Genomic DNA, 26,994 nt, shown 5'->3' with positions numbered 1-26,994 from the left:
TGCCAACAAAAGGGAATTACCGATAATTAACACCGGGCATAACACAAAGCATTTCAAACGCGAGATTAGCGCCAACAAGCGCGGTAGTCCCGGCTTGATCGTAGGGCGGCGACACTTCAACAAGATCGGCGCCGACAACATTAAGCCCCTTCATGCCGCGAATGATTTCAAGCCCTTGCTGCACGGTAAGCCCCCCGACCTCAGGCGTCCCAGTCCCAGGAGCAAAAGCAGGATCGAGCCCATCGATATCGAAGCTAAGATAAACAGGCGTATCCCCGACCCGCTCCCGAACTTGAGCCATCAGCGGCGCGAGCGACTTATTCCAGCACTCTTCGGCTTGAACGACAGTAAAACCCTGCTCCCGACACCAATCAAAATCATCAGCGTGATAACCGGTGCCACGCAGACCGATCTGCGTGACCTTGTCACACTGAAGCAGACCATCTTCAACAGCACGCCGAAAAGGCGTCCCATGCGCGATTTTTTCGCCGAACATGGTGTCGTTCACATCGGCATGCGCATCGATATGCACGACTGCCACCTTGCCGTATTTCTTGTGCAGGGCACGCAAAATAGGCCAAGCAATCGTATGGTCGCCGCCGAGCGTAATCGGCCTGCAGCCATTGGCCACGATCGCGTCATAAGCCTCTTCGATCAGCCGGATCGAGTCCTTCAGGTCGTACGGATTGGTTGCGACATCACCAATATCCGCCACTTGCAGCGAATCAAAAGGCGCGGCGCGCGTCGCCATGTTGTACGGCCTGAGCAACACCGATTCCGAACGGATCTGGCGCGGCCCAAAGCGCGCACCCGAACGGTTCGAGGTGCCAAGGTCGAGCGGCACGCCCACGAAACAGGCGTCGAGTCCTTCGGTGGTGTCGGCCTGCGGCAGGCGCATCATCGTGGCAATGCCGCCAAAGCGCGGCATGTCGTTGCCGCCGAGCGGCTGGTTGAGTTCGCGTTGCATGTGGGCTGTCTCCGATCGTTGAGTGCTGTCGAGTGATGCAGTTAAAGCGATCGGGCGATGGTAGGCGAGCCAGGTGCAGCGCGAATCACGAAGTTGAGATGTTCACATCGACAGCAATCGATGCAAGAGGCGGGTTTACAACGCTGCCAGTCGTGGGGAAGCATGTCCCCAGCCAATCAGCTCGCGCTTGGTGCGCACGCCAAGCTTCGCGAACGCGCGCTTGACATAGGACTCCGCCGTGGCGGTGCGCACGCCCAGAATCTGCGCGGCCTCGGGCACGGTCTTGCCGGTAATGAGGTGCGCACAGATTTCGTATTCGCGCTTGGACAGCTTCACGCCGTCCGCCGCAATGCGCGCGTCGAACTGCGCAAGCGGATGCAGATACGAGGTCGGATGCGCGACGCGCCGCGCCACGCTGGTGGAAGCGTGCAATTCGAGCAGCGGAAACAGGAAGTCGCTCACATGCCGAAAGCGGTTCATTTCCGCGAGCGAAAACGGCGGCGCATGCAGCGCACGTTCGAGCGCAATGGAGTGCTGTGCGTGACGCGTGCCGCGCGCGAGCACGCATTCGTGCGCAATGAGCGCTTCGTCGAACAGGCGTTGACGGAACTCGCCGGGCGGAATCGCGCCGATGTCGCGCACCACCAGCATGGTGCCGAGCTTGCCGCGAATGCCCGCGAACAGCGGATCGCTTTCGTAGAAGCGATCGTAGTAGAGCGTCATGACTTCCGAAATCGTGCCGGAGTCCATGCCCACGCCGCCGCTGCCGACCCACTCGCAGCGAAAGCCGTTGGGCATGTTGCTGTCCGCGCGCGAGCGTTCGATATGGACGACGTTCAGCGGCACGACTTCGTTGAGCAGCAGCGTGAGACGCGGCACGAAATCGGGCGTGCCGACGGCTTCGATGACATTGCCGAGGGTCTTGAACGACAGCGGGAAATTAGTTTGTTCTTGCGGGGGTACGGGAATCAGCATGGCGTGCCCCTGTTTTGAAGGCCAAACGATTATAGCCGATGGGCTGCATGGCCCGTTAGACGGGGTTTTCGGGGTTTTTAAGCCATCAATGCGCAGATTGCGCGCGCCTGCCGATATTCACGCTTAAAAGCGTCAGATCGAATCGCCAGAATCACGCGAAACGCATCTTGCCCCCCCCGAGGGGGGGCATACCGGGGCAGCGCGACCCGGCAACATGGCCGCACCGATTCAATGAACACGTCGGCAACGACGTCCGATACAGGAACAACCATGAGCAAGCTGATTCAGGACATCAAGGAACTGGGCGCAGGTCTGGGCGAATACACCAAGCTGGACTACGGCATGGACGAAGGCGACTGGCGCGCCGCAGAAGGCAAGAGCGGCAGCCATGTGATCGGCTGGTGGGAAGGCAAGGTCGGTTCGGTCGAGTTCCCCGAAACGGGCGCCGACGAAGCCTGCTGGCTCGTCGAAGGCAAGGTCGCGCTGACCGACGTGAACGGCGCGCGCAAGGAATTCTCGGCAGGCCAGGGCTACCTGCTGCCGAAGGGCTTTGCAGGCAAGTGGGAAACGATCGAGGACGCCAAGAAGTTCTACGTCCTGCTCGAACCGCAACAGTAATACGTCAATACGTCCTTAAGCGATTCTCCATCGCAAGCCGCGCCTCACGCATCGTGCGTATGGCGCGGCGCCGTCCCCCGCTTTAAGCAGTGAAGCCATCATGAGCGACAGCGCGCAACTCTACGAAGCCGGCATGGGTGCCTCCGCACCGGCCGCCAAACGCGAAGCAACGCGTCATCCCGCTGCCTTGGGCGTCGAAGAAGCGCTTTCGCGTACCAGGCTTTCTCCGTACTGGCTCGACAATCCGGCACAGCCGCCCGCCGAGCCGAAACTCACGCAGGACACCCGCGCCGATCTGCTGATCGTGGGCGGCGGCTTCACGGGCCTCTGGGCCGCCGTGCAAGCGAAAGAACAAATGCCCGAACTCGACGTCGTGGTGATCGAAGCCGGGCGGGTCGCGCACGGTGCTTCGGGCCGCGCGGGCGGCATCATTTCGACTTCGGTGATGCACGGCCTGCCCAATGCGGTGCGCGTGTTCCCGAACGACATCGCGCAACTGGAAGAATTCGGCCATCGCAACCTGGATGGTTTCGAAGAGACGCTCAAGCGCTACAACATCGACGCCGATATCGAATGGAACGGCGAGATGACGGTGGCGGTCGACCCGGATCACGTCGAGCATCTGCAGGCCGACTACGACCTGCACACGGAATACGGCCACAACGTCGAGCTGCTCGACGCACAGGCGACGCGCGAACAACTGGATTCGCCGCTGTTCGCAGGCGCGCTCTGGTCGCGCAACCGCAGCGGCATCGTGCATCCGGCCAAGCTTGCGTGGGGCCTCAAGCGCGCGGCGCTGTCGCTCGGCGTGCGGCTCTATGAACACAGCCCGCTCGTCACCGTGACCGACGAAGGCCAGACGGTGTTCGTCAAGACGCCTGAAGGCAGCGTGCGTGCGCCGCGCGTGCTGTTCGGCAGCGGCACGGCAAAGGTCGGTATCGCCGACATCAATCGCCGCGTATTGCAGGTGCGCGATCACGTGCTGGCCACCGAGCCGCTCACCGACGAACAACTCGCGCGCATCGGCTGGAAGAACCGCCAGGGCATTTACGACACGCGCACGCAGCTCAATTATTTCCGCCTCACGAAGAACAACAACATCATCTTCGGCGGACTGGTGAGCTATCACTTCGACGGCGACCCGAATCCGGCGCAGGACGAGCAGCGCGAAACCTATTACCGTCTCGCGCAGGCGTTCTACAAGACTTTCCCGCAGCTCAGCGACGTGCGCTTCTCGCACGCGTGGGGCGGCCCGATCGATTACTGCTCGCGCGGTTCGGTGTTCGCGAAGCGTTATCTCGGCGACAAGGCCGTGTTCGTCGCCGGTTATACGGGCTTTGGCGTGGCCGCGAGCCGGTTCGGCGCCTTCATGGGCCTGAACCTGCTGTTCGACCGCGAGAGCCCGGAGCGCGAGCTCGATATCGCCAAACTCAGCCCGACCTATATTCCGCCCGAGCCGGTGCGCTGGCTGGCGGCCAAGGTCACCTTCCACGCGTTCGACGGCGCGGACGATGAAGGCGGCTGGAAGCGGGCCTGGATCAAGGGCATCAAGGCCCTGGGCTTTCCGATGTGATGTGAGCGCAGCGCGGCGCTTCGCCTCCACGAAGCGCCGCCGAAGTTGATACGAAGCGGCATGTTCTCCAATACCTCCGACCTCGACCTTCGCCTCGTGCGGGTCTTCCTCGCCGTGGTGGACGCGCGCGGCATCACCGCCGCCGAAGCGACGCTCGGCGTGCGCCAGTCCACCATCAGCTCGCAGCTTTCCGCGCTGGAAGCACGCGTGGGCTTCACGCTGTGCGAGCGCGGGCGCGGCGGCTTTCGCCTGACGTCGAAGGGCGAGCGCTTCGTCAGCTCGGCGCGCGCGCTGGTGGCGGCGACGTCGCAGTTCGTCGCCCAGGTGCGCGATATCGACCGCAAGCTCGTCGGCACGCTGTCGATCGGGCTGATCGGGCAGGCTTCGCATGTGGAGAACGTGCGGCTCGCGGAGGCCATCGGCGCCTTTCGCAAGCGCGACCAGGCCGTGCGTTTCGCCATGCGCGTGGCGCCGCCTCAGGAGCTTGAGGAATGCCTCGTGAACCAGCAGCTCGACCTGGCGATCGGCTATTTCTGGCATCGCGTGGCGGGGCTCAGTTACACGGAGCTTTTCAGCGAGCGCCAGGTGATCTGCTGCGGGCGCGGCCATCCGCTCTTTCACGAAGGGCCGCACGTGACGCTCGACGACCTGCGCACGCACGACTGGATCTGGCGCAGCTATCCCGTGCCCGAGGAACTGGCGAGCATCGGCGAACGCCAGGTCACGGCGATTGCGGACAGCATCGATGCAGCTACCGTGCTGATTCTTTCCGGAAGCCATATCGGCTATTTGCCCGAACATCACGCGCAGCCGTTCGAGCAGCGCGGCTTGATCCGCGTGCTGGGGCGCACGGCTTTCGGCTTTGACGTGCCGCTGCATCTGGCCACCAAACGCGGCGCTGGCGACAAACCCATCGTGCACGCCTTCTGCGACGACCTGCTCAACGTCTACGGCGCGCAAAGCGTGGAGGAGGAGCGCGCCTGCGCCTGAAACATAGAAACGAATTACCGATTTAGATGCGCGCGCAACAAAAAATACCGAAGCGAATAAACATTGGCCGCGCATGAAGTGAACGTTTGAAATACGCAATATGGCGCGCATTCGAGTGCTTTAGAGTGACCGCCAGAGATGAGGACAGTGCGCGGACATGACCGCGCGAAGGGAAAACGGCAAGGCGAACGACCTACCCGCCACGCCCATGCCCCAAGGAGTGAGACACCATGGCAGACAACACCAGCATCACGCAGATCGAGACATTCGGTTTCGAGCGCATCCCCGATAAATCGCGTTATGCGCGACCCATCGATCTTTTCCGGCTGCTGTTCGGCGGCTGCAATACTTTTTCTACTTCCGTGCTGGGCGCCTTTCCGGTGCTCGTTGGCCTGTCGTTCAAGGCGAGCCTGTGGTCGATCGTGATTGGCGTGCTCGCCGGCACCTTCATCCTCGCGCCGATGAGCTCGTTCGGCCCGCGCAACGGCACAAGCGACCCGGTTTCGTCGGGCGCGCACTTCGGCATTCATGGCCGGATCGTCGGTTCGTTCCTCGCGATCCTGACTTCCGTGGCGTTCTTCTCGCTCGCGGTGTGGAGCTCCGGTGACGCGCTCGTGGGCGGCGCGCACAACATGGTCGGCCTGCCGCAGAACGGCTGGACGCTTGGCTTCGCGTACATGGTGTTCGCCGTGCTCGTGCTGGTCGTCTGCATCTACGGCTTTCGCTTCATGCTGTGGGTCAACAAGATCGCCGTGTGGGCCGCGAGCCTGATGTTCGTGGTTGGCGCGTTCGCGTTCGCCAAAACCTTCGACGTTCACTACGCAGGCACGCTGCAACAAGGCAGCGCGGGCTTCTGGGCCGCCTTCATCGGCGCGGTGCTGGTGGCGCTGAGCAACCCGGTCTCGTTCGCTTCGACGCTGGGCGACTGGGCGCGCTACATTCCGCAGACCACGCCGCGCTATCGCGTCATGGGCGCCGTGTACGCCGCGCAGATCGCGACCTTCGTGCCGTTCTTCTTCGGCCTCGCGACGGCGACCATCATCGCCACGCACGCCCCCAGCTTCATCGCCTCGAACGACTACGTGGGCGGCCTGCTGGCGGTGTCGCCGCGCTGGTTCCTGCTGCCGATGTGCCTGATCGCGATTATCGGCGGGATGTCGACGGGCACGACCGCGCTCTATGGCACGGGCCTCGACATGTCGAGCATGTTCCCCAAGTACCTGAACCGCGTGGGCGCGACGCTGCTGATCGGCTCGCTGGCGATCGCGTTCATCTTCATTGGCCGCTTTGCGTTCAACCTCGTGGAGAGCGTGTCGACGTTCTCGACGCTGATCTGCACGTTCAGCTGCCCGTGGATGGCGATCATGGTGATCGGCTACATGCAGCGCCGCGGCTTCTACCTGGCCGACGACCTGCAGGTGTTCAACCGCGGCGGCCGCGGCGGCCACTACTGGTTCACGCATGGCTGGAACCTGCGCGCGATGGGGGCATGGCTGCCGGCGGCGTTCCTCGGCCTGTCGTTCGTGAACCTGCCGGGCCAGTTCGTCGGGCCGCTGGGCAACCTGGCGGGCGGTTGCGACCTGAGCGTGCCGGTGTCGTTCATCGTCGGCGGCGTGCTGTACCTGGTGCTGCTGTCAATGTTCCCGGAACCCGATGGCGTGTACGGCCCGCAAGGTCGCCGCTTCGTGCGCGGCGGCCGGGCGGCGGCGGCTGCGACGCCTACGCCGGTGACGGCGCGGGTGGCCGCCAAGCCTGCCCGCAAGCGTGAGGAGCAGGACGCGGTGGGCATGCGGTCGGTGCAGGGCGTGCGCGAATACGCTGAGTAAGCTTCGCCTGATTCGCTGGAAAAGAACGGCCGACGCGCGTAGCGTCGGCCGTTTTCGCTTGTCCGGCGTTCTTGCCCCTTTCACGAATTGACCCGAAACATGCTGAAACACAGCTCGCGACGCACGAAAACGACCCTTGAACGCCCGGTTTTCGCCGAAAACCATTGAAATGGTTCGGGAAAAGTGCGAAAGGCTTTAAAATCTCCCGTTCCTTGCCGGAGCGCCGTGCCGATCCCGGCCTTTTTTCGCCGCCTGTGTGGGCGTGGAAGGCCTGATGGGGACGTATCGATGCGGTCGCTGGAACGGCCGCGCGCGGGGCTTATCGCCATCGCAGCGCCGCCGCAACGCCGGAGGGCAGGGCGCGATCGGCTAAACTAGATGGCTTGCGCGACCGGCTTCGGCGGCCCCCACGGGCAGTCCGACACGGCTGCGACCTCGCGGCCCGACCACTTTCACACCCGTTGCAGCACTAGCGGCGGCGGGTCAATGCATAGACTGGATGAACAACCATGAGCACGATTCTCGAATCTCTTCCGACCGGCCAGAAAGTCGGCATCGCGTTTTCCGGCGGCCTTGACACCAGCGCCGCGCTGGTCTGGATGCGCAAGAAGGGCGCCGTGCCCTACGCCTACACCGCCAACCTCGGCCAGCCCGACGAAGAAGATTACGACGCGATCCCGCGCCGCGCGACCGAATACGGCGCAGAAGGCGCGCGCCTGATCGACTGCCGCACGCAGCTCGTCGCCGAAGGCATCGCCGCGCTGCAAAGCGGTGCGTTCCACGTCTCGACCGCCGGCGTCACATACTTCAACACGACGCCGCTGGGCCGCGCCGTGACGGGCACGATGCTCGTCGCCGCGATGAAGGACGACGGCGTGAACATCTGGGGCGACGGTTCGACCTACAAGGGCAACGACATCGAGCGCTTCTACCGCTATGGCCTGCTCGTCAATCCGGATCTGAAGATCTACAAGCCGTGGCTCGACCAGACCTTCATCGACGAACTCGGCGGCCGTTCGGAAATGTCGGAGTTCATGAACCAGCAAGGCTTCGCGTACAAGATGTCGGCTGAAAAGGCCTACTCGACGGACTCGAACCTGCTGGGCGCAACCCACGAAGCGAAGGACCTGGAAAGCCTGGAATCGGGCATCAAGATCGTCAACCCGATCATGGGCGTGGCGTTCTGGCGCGACGACGTCAAGGTCGACCGCGAAGAAGTCACGATCCGCTTCGAAGAAGGCCAGCCGGTCGCGCTGAACGGCAAGACCTTCCCGAACGCTGTCGAACTGCTGCTCGAAGCCAACCGCATCGGCGGCCGTCACGGCCTGGGCATGAGCGACCAGATCGAAAACCGCATCATCGAAGCGAAGTCGCGTGGCATCTACGAGGCTCCGGGTCTGGCGCTGCTGTACATCGCTTACGAGCGTCTCGTGACGGGCATCCATAACGAAGACACCATCGAGCAGTACCGCGAGAACGGCCGCAAGCTGGGCCGCCTGCTGTATCAAGGCCGCTGGTTCGATCCGCAGGCCATCATGCTGCGCGAATCGGCGCAACGCTGGGTCGCGCGCGCGATCACGGGCGAAGTGACGATCGAACTGCGCCGCGGCAACGACTACTCGCTGCTGAGCACGAAGTCGCCGAACCTGACGTACCAGCCGGAACGTCTGTCGATGGAGAAGGTCGCTTCGACGTTCTCGCCGCGCGACCGTATTGGCCAACTGACGATGCGTAACCTCGACATCACGGATACGCGCGACAAGCTGCGTGTGTACTCGCAGGTCGGCCTGCTCAAGGGCGGCGATGATTCGGCGCTGCCGCTGCTGAAGACCGATAAGGAATAAGTCGTCGGTTTAGGCTGTAGGTAAAAAGCCCGCTTCGGTTTGCGCCGGGGCGGGCTTTTTTGCGTTTCGTGTTCTGGTGCGGCTTTCTGCTATGACCGTGGCACCAGGCGGAAGCCTAAGGCTACGGGTCTTCCCGAGCCACGCATCCGGCGGTGCGCGTATGATCCGGCTTCGGGGCGTGTACTGGAAACCCAGCAGTTCCCAGATGCGCCGAATGATCCCCATTCACTCGACTCGATCAACAGTAAATCACCATGGCCGAAATCAAGCCGATCCCCTCCGACGTCAACAACGAGATCGCCGAACTCGCTGCCATCGCACTCACCTTGCTGAAGCTGGACGCCGCGAGCAAGCCCGAAGACATCGTCGCCGCGATCACCGGGTTCGTGCGCGAATGCAAGGAAAAGAAATCGAATATTCCGGATGACGAAGTATTTGCGCTGGGCGCGCTGCTCGGCTGCCAGTATGTTCGCGGCTTGCAGTGGCATTGGGGATCGGTGGTGTGGGACTTCGACGAAAAGAACGGCGCGATTGGCGTGCTCAATCACGACAACTCGCTGTTCACCAATCCCATTGGATGGATCGACGACGTCCTGAAGTCCGATGGCGGCGTCCCCTTCATGTTGAGCTACAACATGATCGCGGCCAACCAGACGCCGGTGTTCGAGCCGGACAGCGCAACGGGCCTGTATTGAGCCGCTTTTAAAGCAGGTCTGCGCGCAGGTCGCGCACGCCGCGCCCAAGCCGCTGGCGCAGCAGCGTGCGCAAGGTGGCGCCATCGGCGTAACCGACTTCGGACGCGATGGCCTCGATGTCCAGGCCGCTGCCATGCAGCAACGACTGCGCGCGCTCGACGCGCAGATCCTGGAAGTACGCCAGCGGCGACTTGCCCAGCACGTCCTGGCAGCGCCGCTGCAACGAGCGCGGACTCGTTGCCAGCGCATCGGCGGCGTCCTGAAGCGAAAAGCCGTTGCGCAACTGCTTGCGCGCCCATTGCTCGAAGCGCTGGATCAGCGGATCGTGCTGCGCGAGATGATTGGGGATGATGTAGGGCGCCTGCGAGCTGCGAATATCCGCGAGCAGGTAACGCGAGACGAGCGTGGCCAGCTCCGGGCTCGCCTGGCGGATCAGCCAGAGCGCGAGATCGAGGTGGCCCAGCGCGGCGCCCGCCGTCACGCCGATATCGCTCGCCACCAGCATGCGCGTTTCGTCGAGCTTCACAAGCGGATAGCGCTGGCGGAACAGCGGTGCGAGCGACCACGTGCTGGTTGCTTCGCGGCCATCGAGCAAACCGGCTTCGGCCAGCAAGAACGTGCCGATACACGAGGCGGCGATACGCGCACCCCGCGCGCGCCATGCCTGCAATTGCGCCTTGGCGTCGGCCACATCGGGCCGCGCGAGCGCCGGAAGCAGCAACTCCGGCGTGGTGGCGTTGAGCGCCGGCACGATGACCCAGTCCGGCTTGAGCGCAGGCGTGATGGGCTGCACCGGAATCGTGAAGCCGTGGCCCGAACGAACCCTTTTACGCACACCCACCACCGTCACGTCGAAACGCGGAGAGCCGCCGAGCGCGCGCACCGCGAGCCCATTGGCCGCCCGCAGCGAATCGAGCGTGACGGCGAGGCCCGTGTCGAACAATCCTTCCAGCGCGAGTACGCAGATTCGCATGGCGTAAATGACCATAAAGTTGTCATTTACGACGATACCCGTTTGGCGGGCAGAAAGCTACATTTCTCCACGTTGCATGCCGCAACGCCCTTGAATCTACGGAGAAAACCCATGAAAGTCTTCGCAATCGGCTCGATCACCAACCCGCCCTCGCCGGAACAGCAGCCGCAGGTCATGGCGAAGGAAGTCCCGGCCACGCTTCAGCTTTACCTCGACGGGAAAATCGAACAGTTCTGGTTTCGCCAGGATCGTCCCGGCGTGTTCTTTCTGATGGACGCGCAAAGCGTCGAAGAGGCGCGCGCCGCGGTGCAGGCACTGCCGCTGGCGGCGGGCGGTTTCATGACGTTCGAGCTCACGCCCGTGGGCCCGCTCGCGCCGCTCGGACGCCTGATCCAGAAGCAAGCCGCGTAGTGCGTGTTTAAGGGCCGCCATTCAGGCGGCCTTTATCGACTAACCAGGCGCGTCGCTACAACGCAGCACCATACGGAACTTGACGTCGCCCGATTTCATGCGCTGGAACGCCTCGTTGGCGCGTTCCAGCGGCAGGGTTTCGATCATCGGGCGCACTTCGGTCAGCACGCTGAAATCCAGCGTCTTTTCGTTCTCGACCGGCGTGCCGGTGATCGATCCCAGCAAGCTGCGCTCTCCCACCACGAACGCGCCCATCGCGACCGCGAGCGGATCCTTACCGGCGCCTAGCAGTACCGCCTTGCCGTGCGGCGCGAGCGCGCCCAGCAACGCCGAGACGGTTGGCGCATGGCCGATCGTCGCGATCAGCGCCTGGACGCCGCCCATCGCCTTGAGGCGCACGACGACATCGTCGCGTGTGGTGTCGAGGTACGCGTGCGCGCCCAGTGCGAGCGCATCGTCGGCGATGTCCGCTCCGCGTCCCACCGCGACGACGCGAAACCCCATGCGCCGGGCGTATTGCAGCGCCAGGTGGCCGAGACCGCCCATGCCCAGCACCGCCACGGTGTCGCCTGCCTGCGCGCCCGATTTGCGCAACGCGTTGAACGTGGCGAGACCTGCGCAAAGCAGCGGCGCGGCTTCGACCGAATCGAGCGCGTCCGGAATCGCCACAAGGCCGGTTGCGCGCGCAACCATCATGTCGGCGTAGCCGCCGTCGCAGGTCGCACCGACGAATGGCTGGTGCTCGCATAGCTGGAACTGTCCGCGGCGGCAGGGCGCGCACGCGTTGCAATGGCCGCCCAGACGGCCCACGCCCACGCGCTGGCCGAGCTTCCACAGCGCGGGTGTGCGCGCGCCAAGCGCGAGAATGCGGCCCACGACTTCATGACCCGGCACGCGAGGCGGTTGCTGCGCCGGATCGGCGTTGTCGATGTCGGCGGCATCGGCGCCGCAGATTCCGCAGGCTTCGACCTGAATCAGCACTTCGTGGTCGCCGGGTTCCGGCACGGGGCGCTCGACGAGTTCAAGCACGCCGGGCTGCGCAATCTGCATCGCGCGATAAGTGGCTTTCATGGCGAAGTCTCCGTGAACAGGGCGTCGATGGCGGTTTGCGTTGCGTCGATGGCGCCAGCCAGATAGCCCGGATAGCGCAGCGACCACTCACTGCCGGAACCGACAAGGTGTCCTTGCCAAACGCCGCTTGTGGCTGCGTTGTCCGGCGCGCTCCAGTGATGCGGCGTCGCGAGTCGATCGGCTGCCGTCGCCGTGAGGCGGGTTGCGGCCCAGTCCTTGATCGTCTCGAAGCGAACGTCGGAGGCTTCCTTGCCGAACAGGCGCACAAGCTGCGCGCGGCAGGCGGCTAGCAGCGCGGCTTCGCCAATATGCGCGCGCACATCGGCGGGAATACCGATAAAGCCGAACAGCGCGGCCTCGCCGTCAGCGTCGCCTTCCCCGTCGCGCGTCGAGGCATCGTGAATTTCCGCGAGCGGGCCACTCCCGCTGCGCGCCTCGCCGCTCAGGCCGTGCTCGCGCCAGAACGCGCGCGGGTACACGGCAAGATACTTGGCGTGCGGGGCCATCCATGTCGGCGTTGCGCGCCATGCATCTGCGAGCGCATCGGGCAGCGCAGGCTGGAATTCGATCGTCGTTGCGGCAAGGCGAGGCGGCAACGCGAGCAGCACGCGAGCGACGCGCCACGTTGTCACGCGTTGCTGCGCGTCTTGCGCATGAACGTCGATACCGTCGGCCAGCGCGTCGATGCGCGTGACACGTTGATCGCAGTGCAGCCGTTGTGGCGCGATCCGCGAGCGTAGCGCATCGATCAGCGCCGACATGCCGCCCGCGAGCCGCATGGCCGCAGGGGCGCCCGCGTAGCCGCGCACGCGGGCAGGCGGCGAGCCGGGTGAGCGCTCGATCATGGTGTCGCCACGCTCATGCTGCGCGAAGCGCTCAAGCCCGAGTTCATGCACGAGCCGGTCGAGTTCGGGCTGGATTTCAGGCCAGAACCACGTCGGGCCGAGATCGAAACGCGCGCCGCCCGTCTGCGCCGAGACCGTTTCGATGCGGCCGCCGAACCGCGCGCCCGCTTCCAGCAGCACGAAATCGTCGCAGCCGCGTTCCTGCAGGCGCCATGCCGCGAAAAGCCCCGCGAGTCCACCGCCGATAATGGCGATCCGTGCGTTCATCGCGCGACTCCTTCGGGCAGGCCTCGAAACGCGCCGGTCTTGAGGTACAGCGTTACGCCGCGCGCTCCCGCCTTCACGTCGCGATGCATGCCTGCGGGCAGGCGCAGCCAGCCGCCTTGCAGCAAACGCGTGCCGTCTGCCAGCAATTCGCCGTCCAGCACGAGCATTTCTGCGCCCGCCACCGCGTCGACAAACACGTATTCATGCGCCGCAAGCCGGGCGAGCATTACCTCTTCGTCATCATCGGAAAAGAGCTGGCAAATCTCGCGCCCCTCGTCGTGTATCCATGCGTTGGGCGCATGCGTGTCGATGCGCAGCGTTCGCGTGTCGGCGCGCGACATCTGCCGGAGCTTGACGAAGATAACGGCGCCATGTTCGCTGGCGGGCTGATGGGAAGAACCCGGCGGATTGCGCAGATACCAGCCAGCGGGATAGTGCCGGTCGCCTTCGGAAAGACAGCCGGACAGCACGAGAATCTCCTCGCCGCCGTCGTGCGTGTGGCGCGGGAAATGCGAACCGGCTGCGTAGCGCACGATGCTGGTGGCGCGCGCCTTTTCGTGGCCGTCCGCCGCGCTGACGCGATCGAGCATCACGCGCTCGACGCCGTATTGCGGCGAGCGCACCCATTCGTAACGATCTGCCGCGATGGCGGCGCGGCGCGAGAAGTCGGCGTTGACAAGCATGAGCGTAGTCCAGGATGCCAGGGCACGGCGCCGGCAGCGAGTGCCGGCGCCCGATGCCGTTCAGGTGGTGGGCAGCGCGGCATGCGCATCGAGCACGCGCGCGGAGTAGGTGAGCGCAGCGCCCGCATTCAGCGCGATGGCCACGCCCAGCGCTTCGGAGATTTCTTCAAGCGTCGCGCCATGTTCGACGGCCTTTTTCGTGTGCACGGCGATGCAGCCGTCGCAACGCGTGGTCACGGCCACGGCCAGCGCGATCAATTCGTGGATCTTCGGTTCGAGCTTCGCGGTCTTCGCGGCGGCGCCGTCGATGGTCATCAGGCCGCGCACCACGTCCGGCGTGATCTTCGCGTAGTCGCCGACGCGTTCGAGCAGTGCGTCGCGGTAGCTGTTCCAGTCTTGCATCATGATGTTCGAGTTCCTAAAGGTTGGTTGCAGCGAGAGAGCGGCGAGAGAACGGCGTGAGAAAAGCGGATCAGGCGTGACGCCCGGCCATCACGCCGCCATCGACGGGCAGCACGGTGCCCGTGATCCACGAGGCCTGCGGCGAAGCGAGGAACAGGATCGCCTCGGCGACATCGGCGGGCTGGCCGTTGCGCCCGAGCGGGTGAAACGCGTTGAAGGCGGGCAGCGTCGCCTTCACTTCGTCGTCGCTCATGAAGGTGTTGTAGACCGGCGTTTCCACCACGCCCGGCGCAACGGTGTTGATGCGAATGTTCGACGCCGCCAGTTCGATCGCCAGGTTGCGCGTGAGCGCATGCACGCCTGCGTTCGCAGCGGAATACGCCGCCGATGGCGTCGCGCCGATCGCCTGCATGGCCCACAGCGAACCGGTCTGCACGATCGCGCCGCCGCCGCGCAGCTGCATGGCCTTCGCGGCGGCTTGCGCCATGAAGAACTTGCCCTTGAGGATGGTGTCGAGGAAGCCGTCGTACTCGGACTCGGTCACGTCGAGAAAGGCCTTGGGGCGGAAAATCCCCGCGTTATTGACGAGAATGTCGACGCCGCCGAACGCCTCGGTAGCGAGCGCGACCAGCGCGCTGGCCGTGGCGGGCAGGGCGATATCGCCCGCCAGATAGCGCACGTGCGCGCCGCTCGGGTCGATCTGCGCGGCGGCCTGGGCGAGCTTGGCTTCGTCGCGCCCGCCGATCACCACGTTTGCGCCTGCCTTGACGAGGCGCGCCGCGACTTCCTTGCCAATGCCCGAACCGCCACCGGTCACAATGGCGACCTTGTTAGAAAAACTGTTGCTCATGACAGACTCCTAAGATTATTTCAGGGGACAGAGAAGCAAGGCTTGATCTCTGTATTGAGCGTATTCTGGGCGCGTGCCATGAGGGCTTCAAATCAGATATTCTGTGCATATCTGATAGAAAAACTTTCAGCGATGACGACACCGGTTTATCTCAATGCGCTGCGCGCCTTCGAGGCGAGCGCGCGCCACCAGAGCTTTTCTGCGGCGGCGGTGGAGCTCAATGTCACGCCCGCGGCGGTCGGGCAGCTCGTGCGCAGCCTGGAGGAGTGGCTCGGCACGCCGCTATTCGCGCGTGGCACGGGCGGCCGCGCGCGGCTGGTCGCCACCGAGGTCGCCGAGCGGGCGCTGCCCGATATCCGCGCGGGCTTCGACCGCTTGACGCTAGGGATCGAGCGCCTCAAGGAAGGCGCGGCGAATGGCGTGCTGACGGTGACCGTGAGTCCCGCGTTCGCGGCGAAATGGCTGCTGCCGCGCATCGAGGGCTTTCACTCGCAATGCCCCGATACGGACTTGCGGCTCGATACCAGCCTGAAGCTGATGGATTTCACGGCGCAGGGCATCGATATCGGCGTGCGTTACGGGGCCGGGTCATGGCCCGGGCTCACGGCGCAAAAGCTGATGGACGAGGAGATCTATCCCGTCTGCTCGCCGGCGCTGGCTAAACAGGGCAAGTGGCGCACGCCGCGCGATCTGGCGCGCGAGACGCTGATTCACGACCTTTCGGTGGACAGCCACGCGGGCTTTGCGACATGGGACGCGTGGTTCGACGCCGCTGGCGTGCAGGAAGCGGCGGTGCGGCGCGGCATGAAGATCAACAACTCGGCGGCGGTGCTGCAGGCCGCCGTCGACGGGCAGGGCATTGCGCTCGCGCGCAGCGTCATGGCGCGCGACGACCTGGCCGCTGGCAGGCTGGTGCGGCTCTTTCCGGAGATTGCGTATCGTTCGGCGCTTGCTTATTACGTGGTGTATCGGCCCGAGTGCGCGAGCCTGCCGCGCCTTGTCGTGTTTCGCGACTGGTTGATGAGCGAGGCGCAAAAGCAGCAGAAACCACAGAACCCGCCGCGAAACGCAGATGCACCATCAGCGGATAAGCGCGCCGCTGGCCGTCGCGCCCGCTCACGGGCGTAGCGTTTTCCGATCCGATTCCGTGCGCTGCTCGATCGCGCGCACGACCGCCACCATGTCCTGCTGACCCAGGCCCAGCGCTTCGGTTTCGCCGTAAAGCGCGTGGCAGATATCGAGCAGCGGCGACGCGATGTTCGCGCTGCGTGCGGCTTCGGCGACCAGGCGTGCGTTTTTCAGCACATCGGTGATGGCCGCCTGCACCGAGAAGTTCTGTGCCGCGAGCTTGTCGATCTTCACGCGCGAGACGTCGCTTGCCATCGGGCCCGCATTGAGCACGTTCGCAAACAATGCAAGATCGATGCCGTGGCTCTGCGCGAAATGCGTGGCTTCGCTCAGGCCCGTGACCATCGTGATGAGGTAGAGGTTGACCGCGAGCTTCATTGTCAGCGCGGCGGGCACGCTGCCGCATACGAAGCTTTCGCGGCACAGGGGCCTGACCAGCGCGCGTACGGCTTCGACATCGTCGGGCGCGCCCGCTAGCATCACGACGAGCTGGCCCGCTTCAGCGGGTTTGCGCGAGCCGGAAACCGGCGCTTCGACGTAGCGTCCGCCCGCGGCGTCGATATCGTCGGCCAGCGCGCGCGAGTAGTCCGCCGAATTCGTCCCCATGTTCACGATCACGTGGCCGCGCACGCGCGCACCGAACGCGGGCGTGCCGCGGCCCAGCACCGCATCGATGGCGTGATCATTGGCCAGCATGAGGATGACCGTGGTGCAACTCGCGAACACGGCGTCGGCGTGCTCGACCGTGCGCGCGCCTGCCTCGCGCAGCGCGTCGTAGCGCTCCTTCGAGCGGCTCCAGACGGCAAGCGGCGTGCCGGCGCGCACGAGATTGAGCGCCATCGGCGTGCCCATCACCCCCAGCCCGATAAACCCGGTTTCCATTTGCATCGCCTGGCTCCTCGACAAGGAAAGTGGCGCGCGTGGCGCAGCGCGACCAGTCGGCGCATAGGATACCGGGCGCACGAAAATGCGCGCGCGACCGTGTCCGGTGCGGGTAGGATGATGTGCAGCCGCGTTTGCCCCCCTTTTCACCACGCTCCGGAACAATCCCGCATGCCGCTGTCCAGGATCGACCTGAATCTCTTCATCGTTTTCGAAGCGGTCTATCGCACGCGCAATCTCACGCGCGCGGCAGAGCTGCTGTTCATCACGCAGCCCGCCGTGAGCAATGCGCTTGGGCGCATGCGTAAAACCTTCGACGACCCGCTGTTCGTGAGCACGCCTGCGGGCATGGTGCCCACGCCGGTGTCGGAGAACATCATCGGGCGCGTGCGCGAAGCGCTGCAATTGCTCGATTCGAGCACGCACGCGGGCGAGCGCTTCGATCCGGCGACTTCGCAGCGCACGTTCCGGCTCAGCATGAACGATCTCACCGAGGCGATGCTGCTGCCCGCGCTCGAAGAAGTGTTGCAGCGTCTTGCGCCCGGCATCCGCATCGAGAGCTATTTCACGACGCGCCGTGAAGTGCCCGAAGCGCTGGCGAGCGGCGAGGTTCAACTGGCGATCGACGCCCCGCTGATCGACGATCCGCAACTGGAGCAGGCGCCGCTTGGCAGCGACCGCTACGCGTGCCTGGTGCGCCAGGATCACCCGTTCGCGAAGAAAAAGCTCACGCTCGACGACTACCTGGGCCTTGGCCATATTCATATCTCCAGCCGCCGCCAGGGGCCGGGACTGGTGGATACGGAACTCAACCGGCTCGGGCTGCGGCGCAACATTCTCACGCGCGTGCAGCATTACCTGGTCGCACCGCTGATCGCGATGCGCACCGACCTGGCGCTGACCGCGCCACTCACGCTGCTGCGCCGCTACGACGCGCGCATTCTCAAGCTGCCGTTCGATTTGCCGGGACTCGAATCGCATGGCTACTGGCACCGCAGCGTGGCGGGCGATCCTGCTCATCGCTGGCTGCGCGAACAGATCGCACGGCTGATGCGCAAGCCTGATCTTCAGCCCTTCGACCATCACCGTTAGTTATGGCGGCATATAAATAGAATAAACTTCCTGAATGCCTTGGGGCCCGCTATCGTTGCAGCAATCTTCACGTGAGGGCGGCATGGCGGATCTCTACTTGATACGGCACGGGCAGGCGTCGCTAGGGGCGCAGAATTACGATGCGTTGTCGCCTTCCGGGCGCATCCAGTCGACGTGGCTCGGCGAATATTTCGCGCAGGCGGACATGCAGTTCGACCGCATCGTGACCGGCACGATGCGCCGTCACGAACAGACCGCCGAAGCGCTGCTCGAAGGCATGCGCGCGCCGAAGGTCGAGGTCGTGCAGGACGCCGATCTCAACGAATACGATTTTCATGCGTTGTTCGATGCGCTTCAGGCCAGCGGCCTCATGCCGCCCGCTCCCGCCGACGGCAACGTCAAGCATTTCTACAAAGCGCTCAAGCAGGCGCTGACGCTCTGGTCGGAAGACCGCCTGCCGGGCGACCTGCCGGAAACATGGCAACAGTTCCAGGCGCGCGTGGCGCGTGCGCGCGAAGCGATCCAGCGCATGGGCGGCAAGCGCGTGCTGGCGGTGAGTTCGGGCGGCGCCATCGCGGTCTTCACGCAGCAGATACTGGAGGCGCCTGCATCCGCCGCCATCGCGCTGAACATGCAGATCCGCAACAGCAGCGTGAGCCAGTACGTTTTCAACGAAAGCGCAATGTCGCTGGTCGGCTTCAATGCGCTACCCCATCTCGAACGCGCCGAGCGACGCAAGCTCGTCACCTACGGTTGATCCGCACTTACGCACCACGAATGCCGCATGAATAACCCACTTCAATTCGACGTCGATACGCTCACGCGCTATCTCGCTGCACATGTGCCCGGTTTTCAGGGGCCAGTGAGCTTCGAGAAGTTTGCCGGGGGGCAATCCAACCCCACCTTTTTGCTGACGACACCGGGCGGGCGCTACGTCTTGCGGCGGCAGCCGCCGGGCGCGCTGCTCAAGTCCGCGCATGCCGTAGACCGCGAGTTCCGCGTGCTGACGGCGCTGCGTGAGACGCCGGTGCCGGTCGCGAAGGCGCTGCATCTGTGCGAAGACCGCGACGTGATCGGCAGCCTGTTCTATGTGATGAGTTTCGAGGACGGCGAGACCTTCTGGGATCCGGCCTTGCCCGAACTGTCAGTCGAGCGCCGCGGCGCGTACTACGACGCCCTGCTCGCCACCATGGCGGCACTGCATGACGTGGACGTCGAAGCGGCGGGCCTGGCCGATTATGGACGTGCGGGCAATTACTTCGCACGCCAGATTGATATCTGGACGACGCAATACCGCGCGGCGCAGACCGGCGAACTCGACGCGATGGAAGCGCTGATCGCCTGGTTGCCGACGCACTGTCCCACCGAATCCGGCAAGCCGACGCTCGTGCATGGCGACTTCCGCATCGATAACTTCATCTTCGAGCGAGGCGTGCCGCGCGTGCGCGCGGTGCTCGACTGGGAGCTGTCCACACTGGGCAATCCGCTTGCCGATCTTGCGTATTTTTGCATGTGCCTGCGCCTGCCGCGCCACGGGCACATCGCCGGTCTCGCGGGGCTGGATCGCCGCGAGCAGGGCGTGCCGGACGAAGAGGCGATTGTCGCGCAGTACTGCCGCCTGCGCGGCATCGACGCGATCGAGAACTGGAACTTTTACCTGGCGTTCAGCTTCTTCCGGCTCGCCTCGATCGCGCAGGGCGTGAAAAAACGCGCACTGGGCGGCAATGCGTCGAACGACAAGGCGCGCCAGGTAGGCGAAATGGCGGGCGCGCTCGCGCAAATGGGCGTCGCCCTGATCTGAATTCAGCACTGTCCAGTGCTGCCCAAGTAAAACAGGCTACATACGGAATATCGAGGTTATTTAAGATGACTAATCTGTTTGATCTGAAATCGAAGATTGCGCTGGTCACGGGCGCGAGCCGCGGCATTGGCGAAGAGATCGCCAGGCTGCTGGCGGAACAGGGCGCGCACGTCATCGTATCGAGCCGCAAGATCGAAGATTGCGAGGCGGTTGCGCGCGGCATCCGTGAAGCGGGTGGCAGCGCCGAAGCCTTCGCGTGCCACGTGGGCCGCATCGAGGACATTCACGCGATCTTCGGCCATATTCGCGAGCGTCACGGCCGGCTCGACATTCTGGTCAATAACGCCGCCGCGAACCCGTATTTCGGCCACATCCTGGACACCGATCTCGCGTCGTTCGAGAAGACCGTCGAAGTCAACCTGCGCGGCTACTTCTTCATGTCGGTGGAAGCGGGCAAGCTGATGCGCGAGCATGGCGGCGGCGCGATCGTCAACACGGCCTCTGTCAATGCACTGCAACCAGGCGACCGGCAAGGCATCTATTCGATCACCAAGGCGGGTGTCGTGAACATGACGCGCGCGTTTGCGAAGGAATGCGGCCCGTTGGGTATTCGTGTCAACGCGCTGCTGCCGGGCCTGACCAAGACGCGCTTCGCGGGCGCGCTGTTCGCGGACCAGGCGCTTTACGAGCATGCCATCGGCAAGATCCCGATGCGCCGTCACGCCGAGCCGCGCGAAATGGCCGGCACGGTGCTGTATCTCGTCTCCGACGCGTCGAGCTATACCAACGGCGAGTGCATCGTCGTGGATGGCGGCCTGACGATCTGAGCGGCGCCAATCAACCCGATAAAGGAGAGCAGGATGGACTTCGCCTATAGCCCGAAAGTCGAGGCGCTGCGCGCGCAGTTGAACGCGTTCATGGACACGCATATCGTGCCGCGCATTCACCAGTGGCACGAGGAAGTGAATGCGGGCCAGTATCCCGTGTCCTTCATGGAAGCGCTCAAGGACAAGGCGCGCTCGGAAGGTTTGTGGAATCTTTTCCTGCCGCATCTGCACGACGACGAGCCGGGCACGCGGCTGAGCAACCTCGAATACGCGCCGCTTGCCGAAATCATGGGGCGCATTCCCTGGGCCTCCGAAGTATTCAATTGCAATGCGCCCGACACCGGCAATATGGAACTGCTCCATATGTTCGCCACGCCTGCGCAGCGCAAGCAATGGCTCGAACCGCTGCTTGACGGCAAGATCCGTTCGGCGTTCGCGATGACGGAGCCGGCGGTGGCGTCGTCGGATGCGACCAATATCACCACGCGGATTCGCCGCGATGGCGACGATTACGTGATCGACGGGCGCAAATGGTTCATCACCAACGCGGCGCATCCGAACTGCCAGATTTTCATTGTGATGGGCAAGACCGATCCCGATGCGCCGAGCCACAGTCAGCAAAGCATGATTCTTGTGCCGCGCGACACGCCGGGCGTGAAGATCATCCGCAATATCACGGTCGTCAATCACATGGCGCCCGAGGGCCATTGCGAAATCGAATTCAAGGGCGTGCGCGTGCCGAAGGAGAACCTGCTGGGCGCGGAGGGTAGTGGCTTCGCGCTGGCACAGGCGCGGCTCGGGCCGGGGCGCATTCACCACTGCATGCGCTCGATCGGCGCGGCTGAGCTGGCGCTGGAACTGATGATCGAGCGCGCGCAGGCGCGCACCGCGTTTGGCAAGCGCCTGCACGAGCATGGCTCGGTGGCGGAATGGATCGCGAAATCGCGTATCGAAATCGACCAGGCCCGCCTGTTCGTGCTCAAGGCCGCTTGGATGATCGACACCGTGGGCGCGAAAGCTGCGCGCAAGGAAATTTCGATGATCAAGGCGCTGGTGCCGACCGTGCATACGGCCGTGTGCGAGCGCGCGATGCAGGTGTTCGGCGCGATGGGGCTGAGCCCGGACACGCCGCTGGCGGACAGCTGGACGTGGGGCCGCGCGCTGCGCTTTGCTGACGGCCCGGACGAGGTGCACCTGCAAAGCATCGCGCGCATGGAGATCCAGGCGCGGCCGTTCGAGGCGGGCCAGGTCAGCCCGTATCTGGCCAGGGCGGAGTAATCGCGAGGCGTGCGCCCGACGGGTGGCCCGCGGTCACCGGGAGGCGCGCGCCTTTTCCCGCAGATAATCGACATCGTCGAATGTCGCCATGAATCGCCCACTGCACTTCGACGTCGATACGCAGACGCAGACGCACACGCACACGCGCTAACCCGCTGCGCGTGTGCCCGGCTTTCAGGAGGCGCTGAATTTCGAGAAGTTTGACGGGGAACAACTCAATCTCACCTTTATTTTGATGGCACCGGGCAAGTGCTACTTTTTGCGGCGGCAGCGGCCGGGCGCGCGAAATGGCAAGCACAGTGCTGTATCTCATCTCCGATGCGCGAGCCATACCCACGGCGAGTGCATGGTCGTGGATGGCGGCCTGACGATCCGGGCGACGCCAATCAACCCGATAAAGGAGATCGAAATGGACTTTGCCTATAGCCCGAAGGTCGAGGCGCTTCGTGCGCGATTAAGCGCGTTCATGGACACGCATATCGTGCCGCGCATTCATCAATGGCAGCAGGAAGTGAATGCAGGCCAGTTTCCCGTGTCTTTCATGGAAGGACTCAGGGACAAGGCGCGCTCGGAAGGCCTGTGGAACCTCTTTCTGCCGCCACTGCACGGCGCCGAACCGGGCACGCGGCTGAGCAACCTGGAATACGCGCCGCTTGCCGAAATCCTGGGGCGCGTTCCCTGGGCCTCCGAAGTATTCAACTGCCAAGCGCCCGACAGTGGCAACATGGAGCTGCTTGAGTTGTTCGCCACGCCTGCGCAACGCAAGCAATGGCTCGAACCGCTGCTCGACGGCAAGATCCGTTCTGCGTTCGCGATGACGGAGCCCGCGGTGGCGTCGTCCGATGCGACCAATATCACCACGCGCATTCGCCGCGATGGCGACGACTACGTGATCGACGGCCGCAAATGGTTCATCACCAACGCGGCGCATCCCAACTGCCAGTTCCTCATCGTGATGGGCAAGACCGATCTCGACGCACCGAGCCACAGTCAGCAAAGCATGATTCTCGTGCCGCGCGACACGCCGGGCTTGAAGATCATCCGCAACATCACGGTGATCAATCACGTGGCGCCCGAGGGCCATTGCGAAATTGACTTCAAGGGCGTGCGGGTGCCGAAGGAGAACCTGCTGGGCGTAGAAGGCAGTGGCTTCGCGCTGGCCCAGGCGCGGCTCGGGCCGGCGCGCATTCATCACTGCATGCGCTCGATCGGCGCGGCTGAACTGGCACTGGAACTGATGATCGAGCGCGCGCAGGCGCGTACCGCGTTTGGCAAGCGCCTGCACGAGCACGGCGTGGTCGCGGAATGGATCGCGAAATCGCGGATCGAAATCGATCAGGCGCGCCTGCTCGTGCTCAAGACGGCGTGGATGATCGACACCGTGGGCGGCAAGGCCGCGCGCAAGGAAGTATCGATGATTAAAGTGCTGGTGCTGAACGTGCATACGGCTGTGTGCGAGCGCGCGATCCAGGTGTTCGGCGCGATGGGGCTAAGCCCGGACACGCCGCTGGCGGATAGCTGGACGTGGGGCCGCGCGCTGCGGATCGCCGACGGCCCCGACGAGGTGCACCTGCAAGGCATCGCGCGCATGGAGATCCAGGCGCGGCCGTTCGAGGTGGGCCAGGTCAGCCCGTACCTGGCCAGGCCGCAGTAATCTCGGGGCGCGCGCCCGGCGGATGGCCAGCGGTCACCGGAAAGCGCGCGCTTTCTCCAGCAGATAATCGACATCCTCGAACGTCGTCGAAAAAGCCGTCACGAAGCGCACGACGCCCTGGCCCCAGCGGTCGTGATAAAAACGCACGCCTGCATCGAGCAGTGCGTCGATCAGCGGCTGCGGCAGGCGGCAGAACACGATATTCGCCGTGGGTGCGCCCAGGATCTCCGCGCCGTCCAGCGCGGCAAGCCCTTGCGTGAGCCGCAACGCCGCTGCGTTCGCCTGACGCGCATTGCGCAGCCACAGATCGTCGCTCAAATAGGCATCGATCTGCGCGGCCAGGAAGCGCATCTTCGAGAACAAATGCCCCGCGCGCTTGCGACGGTAAGCGAGTTCAGTCGCCAGCGATCGATCGAACAGCAAGATGGCTTCCGCCGCGAGCACGCCGTTCTTTGTCGCGCCCAGTGAAAGCGCGTGCACGCCCGCCTTCCATGTCATCTCCGCAGGCGTGCAGCCCTGCGAAACCAGCGCATTGGCGAAGCGCGAGCCGTCCATATGCAGGCGGATATTCGCGGCCTTGCAGACATCGCCGATAGCCTCGATTTCGCCGCGCGTGTAGACGCTGCCTTCTTCGGTCGCCTGCGTGATGCTCGCGCAGGCGGGCTGCGTCGAATGCACGTCGCCGACTTTCGTGCGCGCCGCTTCCAGCAGCTTCGCGGGGTCGATCTTCGCGGCAGGGCCGTCCACGGTCACGAGCTTCGCGCCACTGGTATAGAACGCGGGCGCGCCGCACTCGTCGTTGTTGATGTGGCTGGATGCGTGGCAATAGATGTTGCCCCAGGGCGGCGTCATCGCGCTCAGGCACAGCGCGTTGGCGGCGGTGCCGGTGGGCACCAGCAGCACGTCGACCTCGCGCTCGAAGATCTCGCACAGGCGGCGCTCGACGCTCGCGGTGTACGGATCCGCGCCGTAGGGGTTGGCTTGACCCGCGCTTGCAGCGACCAGCGCCTCGATGACTTCAGGCGATGCGCCCGCGATGTTGTCGCTCGTGAAACCCAGGGCCGGCGCCCTGTTGCTGCTCGTCATGGTCGTTTCCTCAACTCGGCTGGGGCGTTTGCCCCGGATGCGGGCATCGTATGTCGAGCGAGGGGCGCGGCGCTTGTAAAAAATTGACGGTGTGGCGGGTTGCGGCGGGGTGTGGCGGGTTTTGCCTGGGCCTGCCTGAAACTCAGGCGCGAAAGCGTGACGGCGCAACGCCATAAGCCTGGCGGAACGCGCGATTGAAATGGCTCTGGTCGTAGAAGCCGACGGCCTGCGCGACCGCGGCAATGGCCTGCGAGCCTTGCAGCAGCAGTTCGCAGGCGCGCTCCAGCCGCAGGCGTAGCAGCCACGCATGCGGCGTCATGCCGATGCTCAGCTTGAACTGCTTGAGGAACTGGAAGCGGCCGAGCCCACATAGGCCGGCCAGCTCTTCGAGCGTGATTTTCTCTGCGAGACGGCTGAAACAATAGTCGCGCACGCGCGTCCATTGGCCCGGCGAGAGCGCACCCGGCACGCGTTCGGGCACGATGGCGCGCGACTGGCGCAGCAGGTTTTCGAGCAGCGTGAGCCACTGCGTCTGCGCGGCGAGGCTGCTTGCGCCGCCGTCGTGGCACATCGCGTCATGCAGGCGCACGAGGCTGTGCGCGAGCAGCGGATCGTCGAGCACGGCGCTCTTGAGTTCGGGCGCGTGGGCACGGCCGCTGATTTCTTCAGCCACGCCCGCGATCAGTTGCTGCGAAAGCCGGAAAGTCTTGAGCGTGTACTCGCCGCCGTCCTGGGCCATGCCGTCGTGGATCTCGCCGGGCGGCATCAGCGCGACGCGGCCGGGGCCGAGCAGCACCGTCTTGCCCTGGCTGCCCTGGCGCTGGATCCCCTCGCTCACGAGCCCCACGTGAAAGTCGAGGTGAAAGTGGCGATCAAAGCTGTATTCAGCGAAGCGCGCGGTACTCAGCACGAGGCCGGGCACCTCGGACACCTGCTGGTAGTGGACGTACTCGCTCATGAAACAGGGTGCGATGGCAGGAATGGACGGGCTGGGCGGAGTATACCGCCGCGCCCTGCACGCGGGCCTCAGTGACCTCGGTTGCCTCAGGTGCTTTCACGCATGACCAGTTCGCAGGCCAGCGCCCTGGGCCGCCGCAAGGCACTTGCCGCTTGCTTGCCCGATTGCTGCGCGTCGAGCTGCGCGAAGATCAGTTCCGCCGCGAGCACGCCCATCTGGCGCGCGGGCGGGCGGATCGTGGTCAGGCCTGGCGTAAGCATCTCCGAAAACGGAAAGTCGCCGAAACCCATCAACGCCACGCGCTGCGGCACCGCAATGCCCGCGCGCTGTGCAGCGAGCAGGGCGCCTGAAGCCAGGTTGTCGTTGGCGAACACGATCGCGTCGGCGGGCTCGGGGCCGTCGATCAGCGCGAAAAGCGCCTCGCGCCCGGCATGCGCGGGCTGGACTTCCTGCGGCACGTAAAAGCGCGGCTCGCAGCCCTGCTCGCGCATCACCTGCGCAAAACCGTCGCGCCGCTCCAGCGCGCTGAAGTCGCCTGCCGCGCTGTTCTGCACGAATGCGACACGGCGATAGCCGCGCTCCAGCAAGTGGCGCGCGGCCATGCGGCCCACTTCCGGATGCGAGAAACCCACTTGCCACGGCTTGCGGCGCGGCTGGTAATCCCACGTTTCGATCACCGGGACGGTGGTGCGCGCGAGCATGGCTTCGGTCGCCTGGGTGTGGAAATGCGAGGTCAGCACCAGCGCGGCGGGCGACCAGCCCAGCAGCCCACGCACGGCGTTTTCTTCCTGTTCGCTCGAAAAATAGCTGGACGCCAGCAGCAGCTGATAGCCGTGCGCGGTGACCGCGTCGCTGAAGCTCTGGATCGTCGCCGCGAAGATCGGCCCGGAGATATTGGGTATCACCATGCCGATCACCCGGCTATGCGCGGAAGCGAGCCCGCCCGCGACCAGGTTCGGTACGTAGCCCAGTTGCGCGACGGCCTGTGCAATGCGCTCGCGCAGCGGCGCCGAGATTCGTTCGGGATCCTGAAAGTAGCGCGAGACGCTGATCTGCGAGATGCCCAGGTGGCCGGCCACGTCGCGCAGCGTGACGCGTCCCGAGTTGCGCCGCAGCCGCGTAGGGGTTTCTTCTTCCGGCGCCTGTTTAGCGGGATTGCGCATATGTTCTGCTGATTTCGTTATTTGACGCATACGCGCCGGCCAAAGGAAACTGCCGCCCATGTTAGCGCTAACCAGCGAATTCGCCTAGCGTGATGAACGGGTCTGCGCGATGCGCAAAACCGCTGTTTTAACGGA

The 26,994-nt window shown here is 64.5% G+C and carries 26 protein-coding genes; 14 read left to right on the top strand and 12 right to left on the bottom strand.

The features are described 5' to 3' along the window. Nucleotides 1-16: 16 nt before the first annotated feature. Entirely contained in the window at nucleotides 17-967 is a 951-nt protein-coding gene (gene speB, locus BBA01S_RS10165; protein ID WP_027816332.1) for an agmatinase, read from the bottom strand. A 135-nt stretch (nucleotides 968-1,102) separates the two neighbouring features. Beyond that, nucleotides 1,103-1,942 (bottom strand): helix-turn-helix transcriptional regulator, encoded by an 840-nt coding sequence (locus tag BBA01S_RS40790; protein WP_042296652.1) that lies wholly within the window; start codon nucleotides 1,940-1,942, stop codon nucleotides 1,103-1,105. Between the two features lie 270 nt (nucleotides 1,943-2,212). Here BBA01S_RS40790 and BBA01S_RS10155 point away from each other — a divergent pair, with 270 nt between their 5' ends. The 6 genes from BBA01S_RS10155 (at nucleotide 2,213) to BBA01S_RS10130 (ending at nucleotide 9,488) form a co-directional block, all read left to right on the top strand. Next, nucleotides 2,213-2,560 (top strand): cupin domain-containing protein, encoded by a 348-nt coding sequence (locus BBA01S_RS10155; RefSeq protein WP_027816331.1) that lies wholly within the window; start codon nucleotides 2,213-2,215, stop codon nucleotides 2,558-2,560. 133 nt (nucleotides 2,561-2,693) lie between these two features. Further along, nucleotides 2,694-4,133 (top strand): NAD(P)/FAD-dependent oxidoreductase, encoded by a 1,440-nt coding sequence (locus BBA01S_RS10150; protein WP_042296774.1) that lies wholly within the window; start codon nucleotides 2,694-2,696, stop codon nucleotides 4,131-4,133. A 60-nt stretch (nucleotides 4,134-4,193) separates the two neighbouring features. Further along, nucleotides 4,194-5,123: a LysR family transcriptional regulator gene (locus BBA01S_RS10145; protein WP_027816329.1), complete on the top strand. Its 930-nt coding sequence runs from the start codon at nucleotides 4,194-4,196 to the stop codon at nucleotides 5,121-5,123. 230 nt (nucleotides 5,124-5,353) lie between these two features. Then, on the top strand, nucleotides 5,354-6,949 hold the full coding sequence (locus tag BBA01S_RS40785) for a purine-cytosine permease family protein (protein ID WP_052391719.1): 1,596 nt from the start codon (nucleotides 5,354-5,356) through the stop codon (nucleotides 6,947-6,949). Between the two features lie 509 nt (nucleotides 6,950-7,458). After that, nucleotides 7,459-8,793 carry an argininosuccinate synthase gene (argG, locus tag BBA01S_RS10135; RefSeq protein WP_027816328.1) on the top strand — a complete coding sequence of 445 codons (1,335 nt, stop codon included), beginning with the start codon at nucleotides 7,459-7,461 and terminating at the stop codon, nucleotides 8,791-8,793. Nucleotides 8,794-9,047: 254 nt separating this feature from the next. Further along, on the top strand, nucleotides 9,048-9,488 hold the full coding sequence (locus tag BBA01S_RS10130; RefSeq protein WP_027816327.1) for a hypothetical protein: 441 nt from the start codon (nucleotides 9,048-9,050) through the stop codon (nucleotides 9,486-9,488). Between the two features lie 7 nt (nucleotides 9,489-9,495). On the opposite strand, the gene BBA01S_RS10125 is transcribed toward BBA01S_RS10130, so the two are convergent. Beyond that, nucleotides 9,496-10,461 carry a GlxA family transcriptional regulator gene (locus BBA01S_RS10125; RefSeq protein ID WP_027816326.1) on the bottom strand — a complete coding sequence of 322 codons (966 nt, stop codon included), beginning with the start codon at nucleotides 10,459-10,461 and terminating at the stop codon, nucleotides 9,496-9,498. A 111-nt stretch (nucleotides 10,462-10,572) separates the two neighbouring features. On the opposite strand from BBA01S_RS10125, the gene BBA01S_RS10120 reads away from it, so the two are divergent. After that, entirely contained in the window at nucleotides 10,573-10,872 is a 300-nt protein-coding gene (locus BBA01S_RS10120) for a muconolactone Delta-isomerase family protein (protein ID WP_027816325.1), read from the top strand. A gap of 39 nt (nucleotides 10,873-10,911) precedes the next feature. Here BBA01S_RS10120 and BBA01S_RS10115 read toward each other — a convergent pair whose 3' ends face one another. From BBA01S_RS10115 to BBA01S_RS10095, 5 genes are all read right to left on the bottom strand, one after another. Continuing rightward, nucleotides 10,912-11,943, bottom strand: coding sequence for an alcohol dehydrogenase catalytic domain-containing protein (locus BBA01S_RS10115; protein WP_027816324.1), 1,032 nt, complete (start codon nucleotides 11,941-11,943; stop codon nucleotides 10,912-10,914). Next, complete coding sequence (locus BBA01S_RS10110) at nucleotides 11,940-13,055, bottom strand: flavin monoamine oxidase family protein (RefSeq protein WP_027816323.1); 1,116 nt, start codon at nucleotides 13,053-13,055, stop codon at nucleotides 11,940-11,942. Before BBA01S_RS10110 ends, BBA01S_RS10115 begins: the two co-directional genes overlap by 4 nt. Next, nucleotides 13,052-13,738, bottom strand: coding sequence for a cupin domain-containing protein (locus BBA01S_RS10105; protein ID WP_027816322.1), 687 nt, complete (start codon nucleotides 13,736-13,738; stop codon nucleotides 13,052-13,054). The genes BBA01S_RS10110 and BBA01S_RS10105 overlap by 4 nt, the downstream gene beginning before the upstream one ends. 60 nt (nucleotides 13,739-13,798) lie before the next feature. Next, complete coding sequence (locus tag BBA01S_RS10100; protein WP_027816321.1) at nucleotides 13,799-14,143, bottom strand: carboxymuconolactone decarboxylase family protein; 345 nt, start codon at nucleotides 14,141-14,143, stop codon at nucleotides 13,799-13,801. A 67-nt stretch (nucleotides 14,144-14,210) separates the two neighbouring features. Beyond that, nucleotides 14,211-14,990: an SDR family NAD(P)-dependent oxidoreductase gene (locus tag BBA01S_RS10095; RefSeq protein WP_042296649.1), complete on the bottom strand. Its 780-nt coding sequence runs from the start codon at nucleotides 14,988-14,990 to the stop codon at nucleotides 14,211-14,213. Between the two features lie 132 nt (nucleotides 14,991-15,122). Here BBA01S_RS10095 and gcvA point away from each other — a divergent pair, with 132 nt between their 5' ends. Then, the gene (gene gcvA, locus BBA01S_RS40780; protein WP_084162042.1) at nucleotides 15,123-16,118 is read left to right on the top strand and encodes a transcriptional regulator GcvA; all 996 of its coding nucleotides are present in this window, start codon (nucleotides 15,123-15,125) and stop codon (nucleotides 16,116-16,118) included. Here the strand turns inward: gcvA and BBA01S_RS10085 are convergent. Beyond that, entirely contained in the window at nucleotides 16,107-17,006 is a 900-nt protein-coding gene (locus tag BBA01S_RS10085) for an NAD(P)-dependent oxidoreductase (protein ID WP_027816319.1), read from the bottom strand. The genes gcvA and BBA01S_RS10085 overlap by 12 nt on opposite strands. Nucleotides 17,007-17,171: 165 nt before the next feature. On the opposite strand from BBA01S_RS10085, the gene BBA01S_RS10080 reads away from it, so the two are divergent. The 6 genes from BBA01S_RS10080 (at nucleotide 17,172) to BBA01S_RS10055 (ending at nucleotide 23,652) form a co-directional block, all read left to right on the top strand. Further along, nucleotides 17,172-18,092, top strand: coding sequence for a LysR family transcriptional regulator (locus BBA01S_RS10080; protein WP_027816318.1), 921 nt, complete (start codon nucleotides 17,172-17,174; stop codon nucleotides 18,090-18,092). Between the two features lie 82 nt (nucleotides 18,093-18,174). Further along, complete coding sequence (locus BBA01S_RS10075) at nucleotides 18,175-18,849, top strand: histidine phosphatase family protein (RefSeq protein WP_027816317.1); 675 nt, start codon at nucleotides 18,175-18,177, stop codon at nucleotides 18,847-18,849. A gap of 27 nt (nucleotides 18,850-18,876) precedes the next feature. Continuing rightward, nucleotides 18,877-19,893, top strand: a complete 1,017-nt coding sequence (locus BBA01S_RS10070; RefSeq protein ID WP_027816316.1) for a phosphotransferase — start codon at nucleotides 18,877-18,879, stop codon at nucleotides 19,891-19,893. 65 nt (nucleotides 19,894-19,958) lie between these two features. Next, nucleotides 19,959-20,720 carry an SDR family oxidoreductase gene (locus BBA01S_RS10065; RefSeq protein ID WP_042296645.1) on the top strand — a complete coding sequence of 254 codons (762 nt, stop codon included), beginning with the start codon at nucleotides 19,959-19,961 and terminating at the stop codon, nucleotides 20,718-20,720. A gap of 33 nt (nucleotides 20,721-20,753) precedes the next feature. Next, complete coding sequence (locus BBA01S_RS10060; protein WP_027816314.1) at nucleotides 20,754-21,998, top strand: acyl-CoA dehydrogenase family protein; 1,245 nt, start codon at nucleotides 20,754-20,756, stop codon at nucleotides 21,996-21,998. A gap of 409 nt (nucleotides 21,999-22,407) precedes the next feature. Then, nucleotides 22,408-23,652 carry an acyl-CoA dehydrogenase family protein gene (locus BBA01S_RS10055; protein WP_027816313.1) on the top strand — a complete coding sequence of 415 codons (1,245 nt, stop codon included), beginning with the start codon at nucleotides 22,408-22,410 and terminating at the stop codon, nucleotides 23,650-23,652. A gap of 33 nt (nucleotides 23,653-23,685) precedes the next feature. On the opposite strand, the gene BBA01S_RS10050 is transcribed toward BBA01S_RS10055, so the two are convergent. From BBA01S_RS10050 to BBA01S_RS10040, 3 genes are all read right to left on the bottom strand, one after another. Then, nucleotides 23,686-24,738: a threonine aldolase family protein gene (locus BBA01S_RS10050; RefSeq protein ID WP_027816312.1), complete on the bottom strand. Its 1,053-nt coding sequence runs from the start codon at nucleotides 24,736-24,738 to the stop codon at nucleotides 23,686-23,688. Between the two features lie 142 nt (nucleotides 24,739-24,880). Further along, nucleotides 24,881-25,696, bottom strand: coding sequence for an AraC family transcriptional regulator (locus BBA01S_RS10045; protein WP_027816311.1), 816 nt, complete (start codon nucleotides 25,694-25,696; stop codon nucleotides 24,881-24,883). Nucleotides 25,697-25,782: 86 nt separating this feature from the next. After that, the gene (locus BBA01S_RS10040) at nucleotides 25,783-26,859 is read right to left on the bottom strand and encodes a LacI family DNA-binding transcriptional regulator (RefSeq protein ID WP_042296643.1); all 1,077 of its coding nucleotides are present in this window, start codon (nucleotides 26,857-26,859) and stop codon (nucleotides 25,783-25,785) included. Nucleotides 26,860-26,994 lie beyond the last annotated feature (135 nt).

The organism is Paraburkholderia bannensis NBRC 103871, assembly GCF_000685015.1.
Lineage (GTDB): Bacteria > Pseudomonadota > Gammaproteobacteria > Burkholderiales > Burkholderiaceae > Paraburkholderia > Paraburkholderia bannensis.
This window is presented reverse-complemented; position numbering and strand designations above follow the sequence as displayed.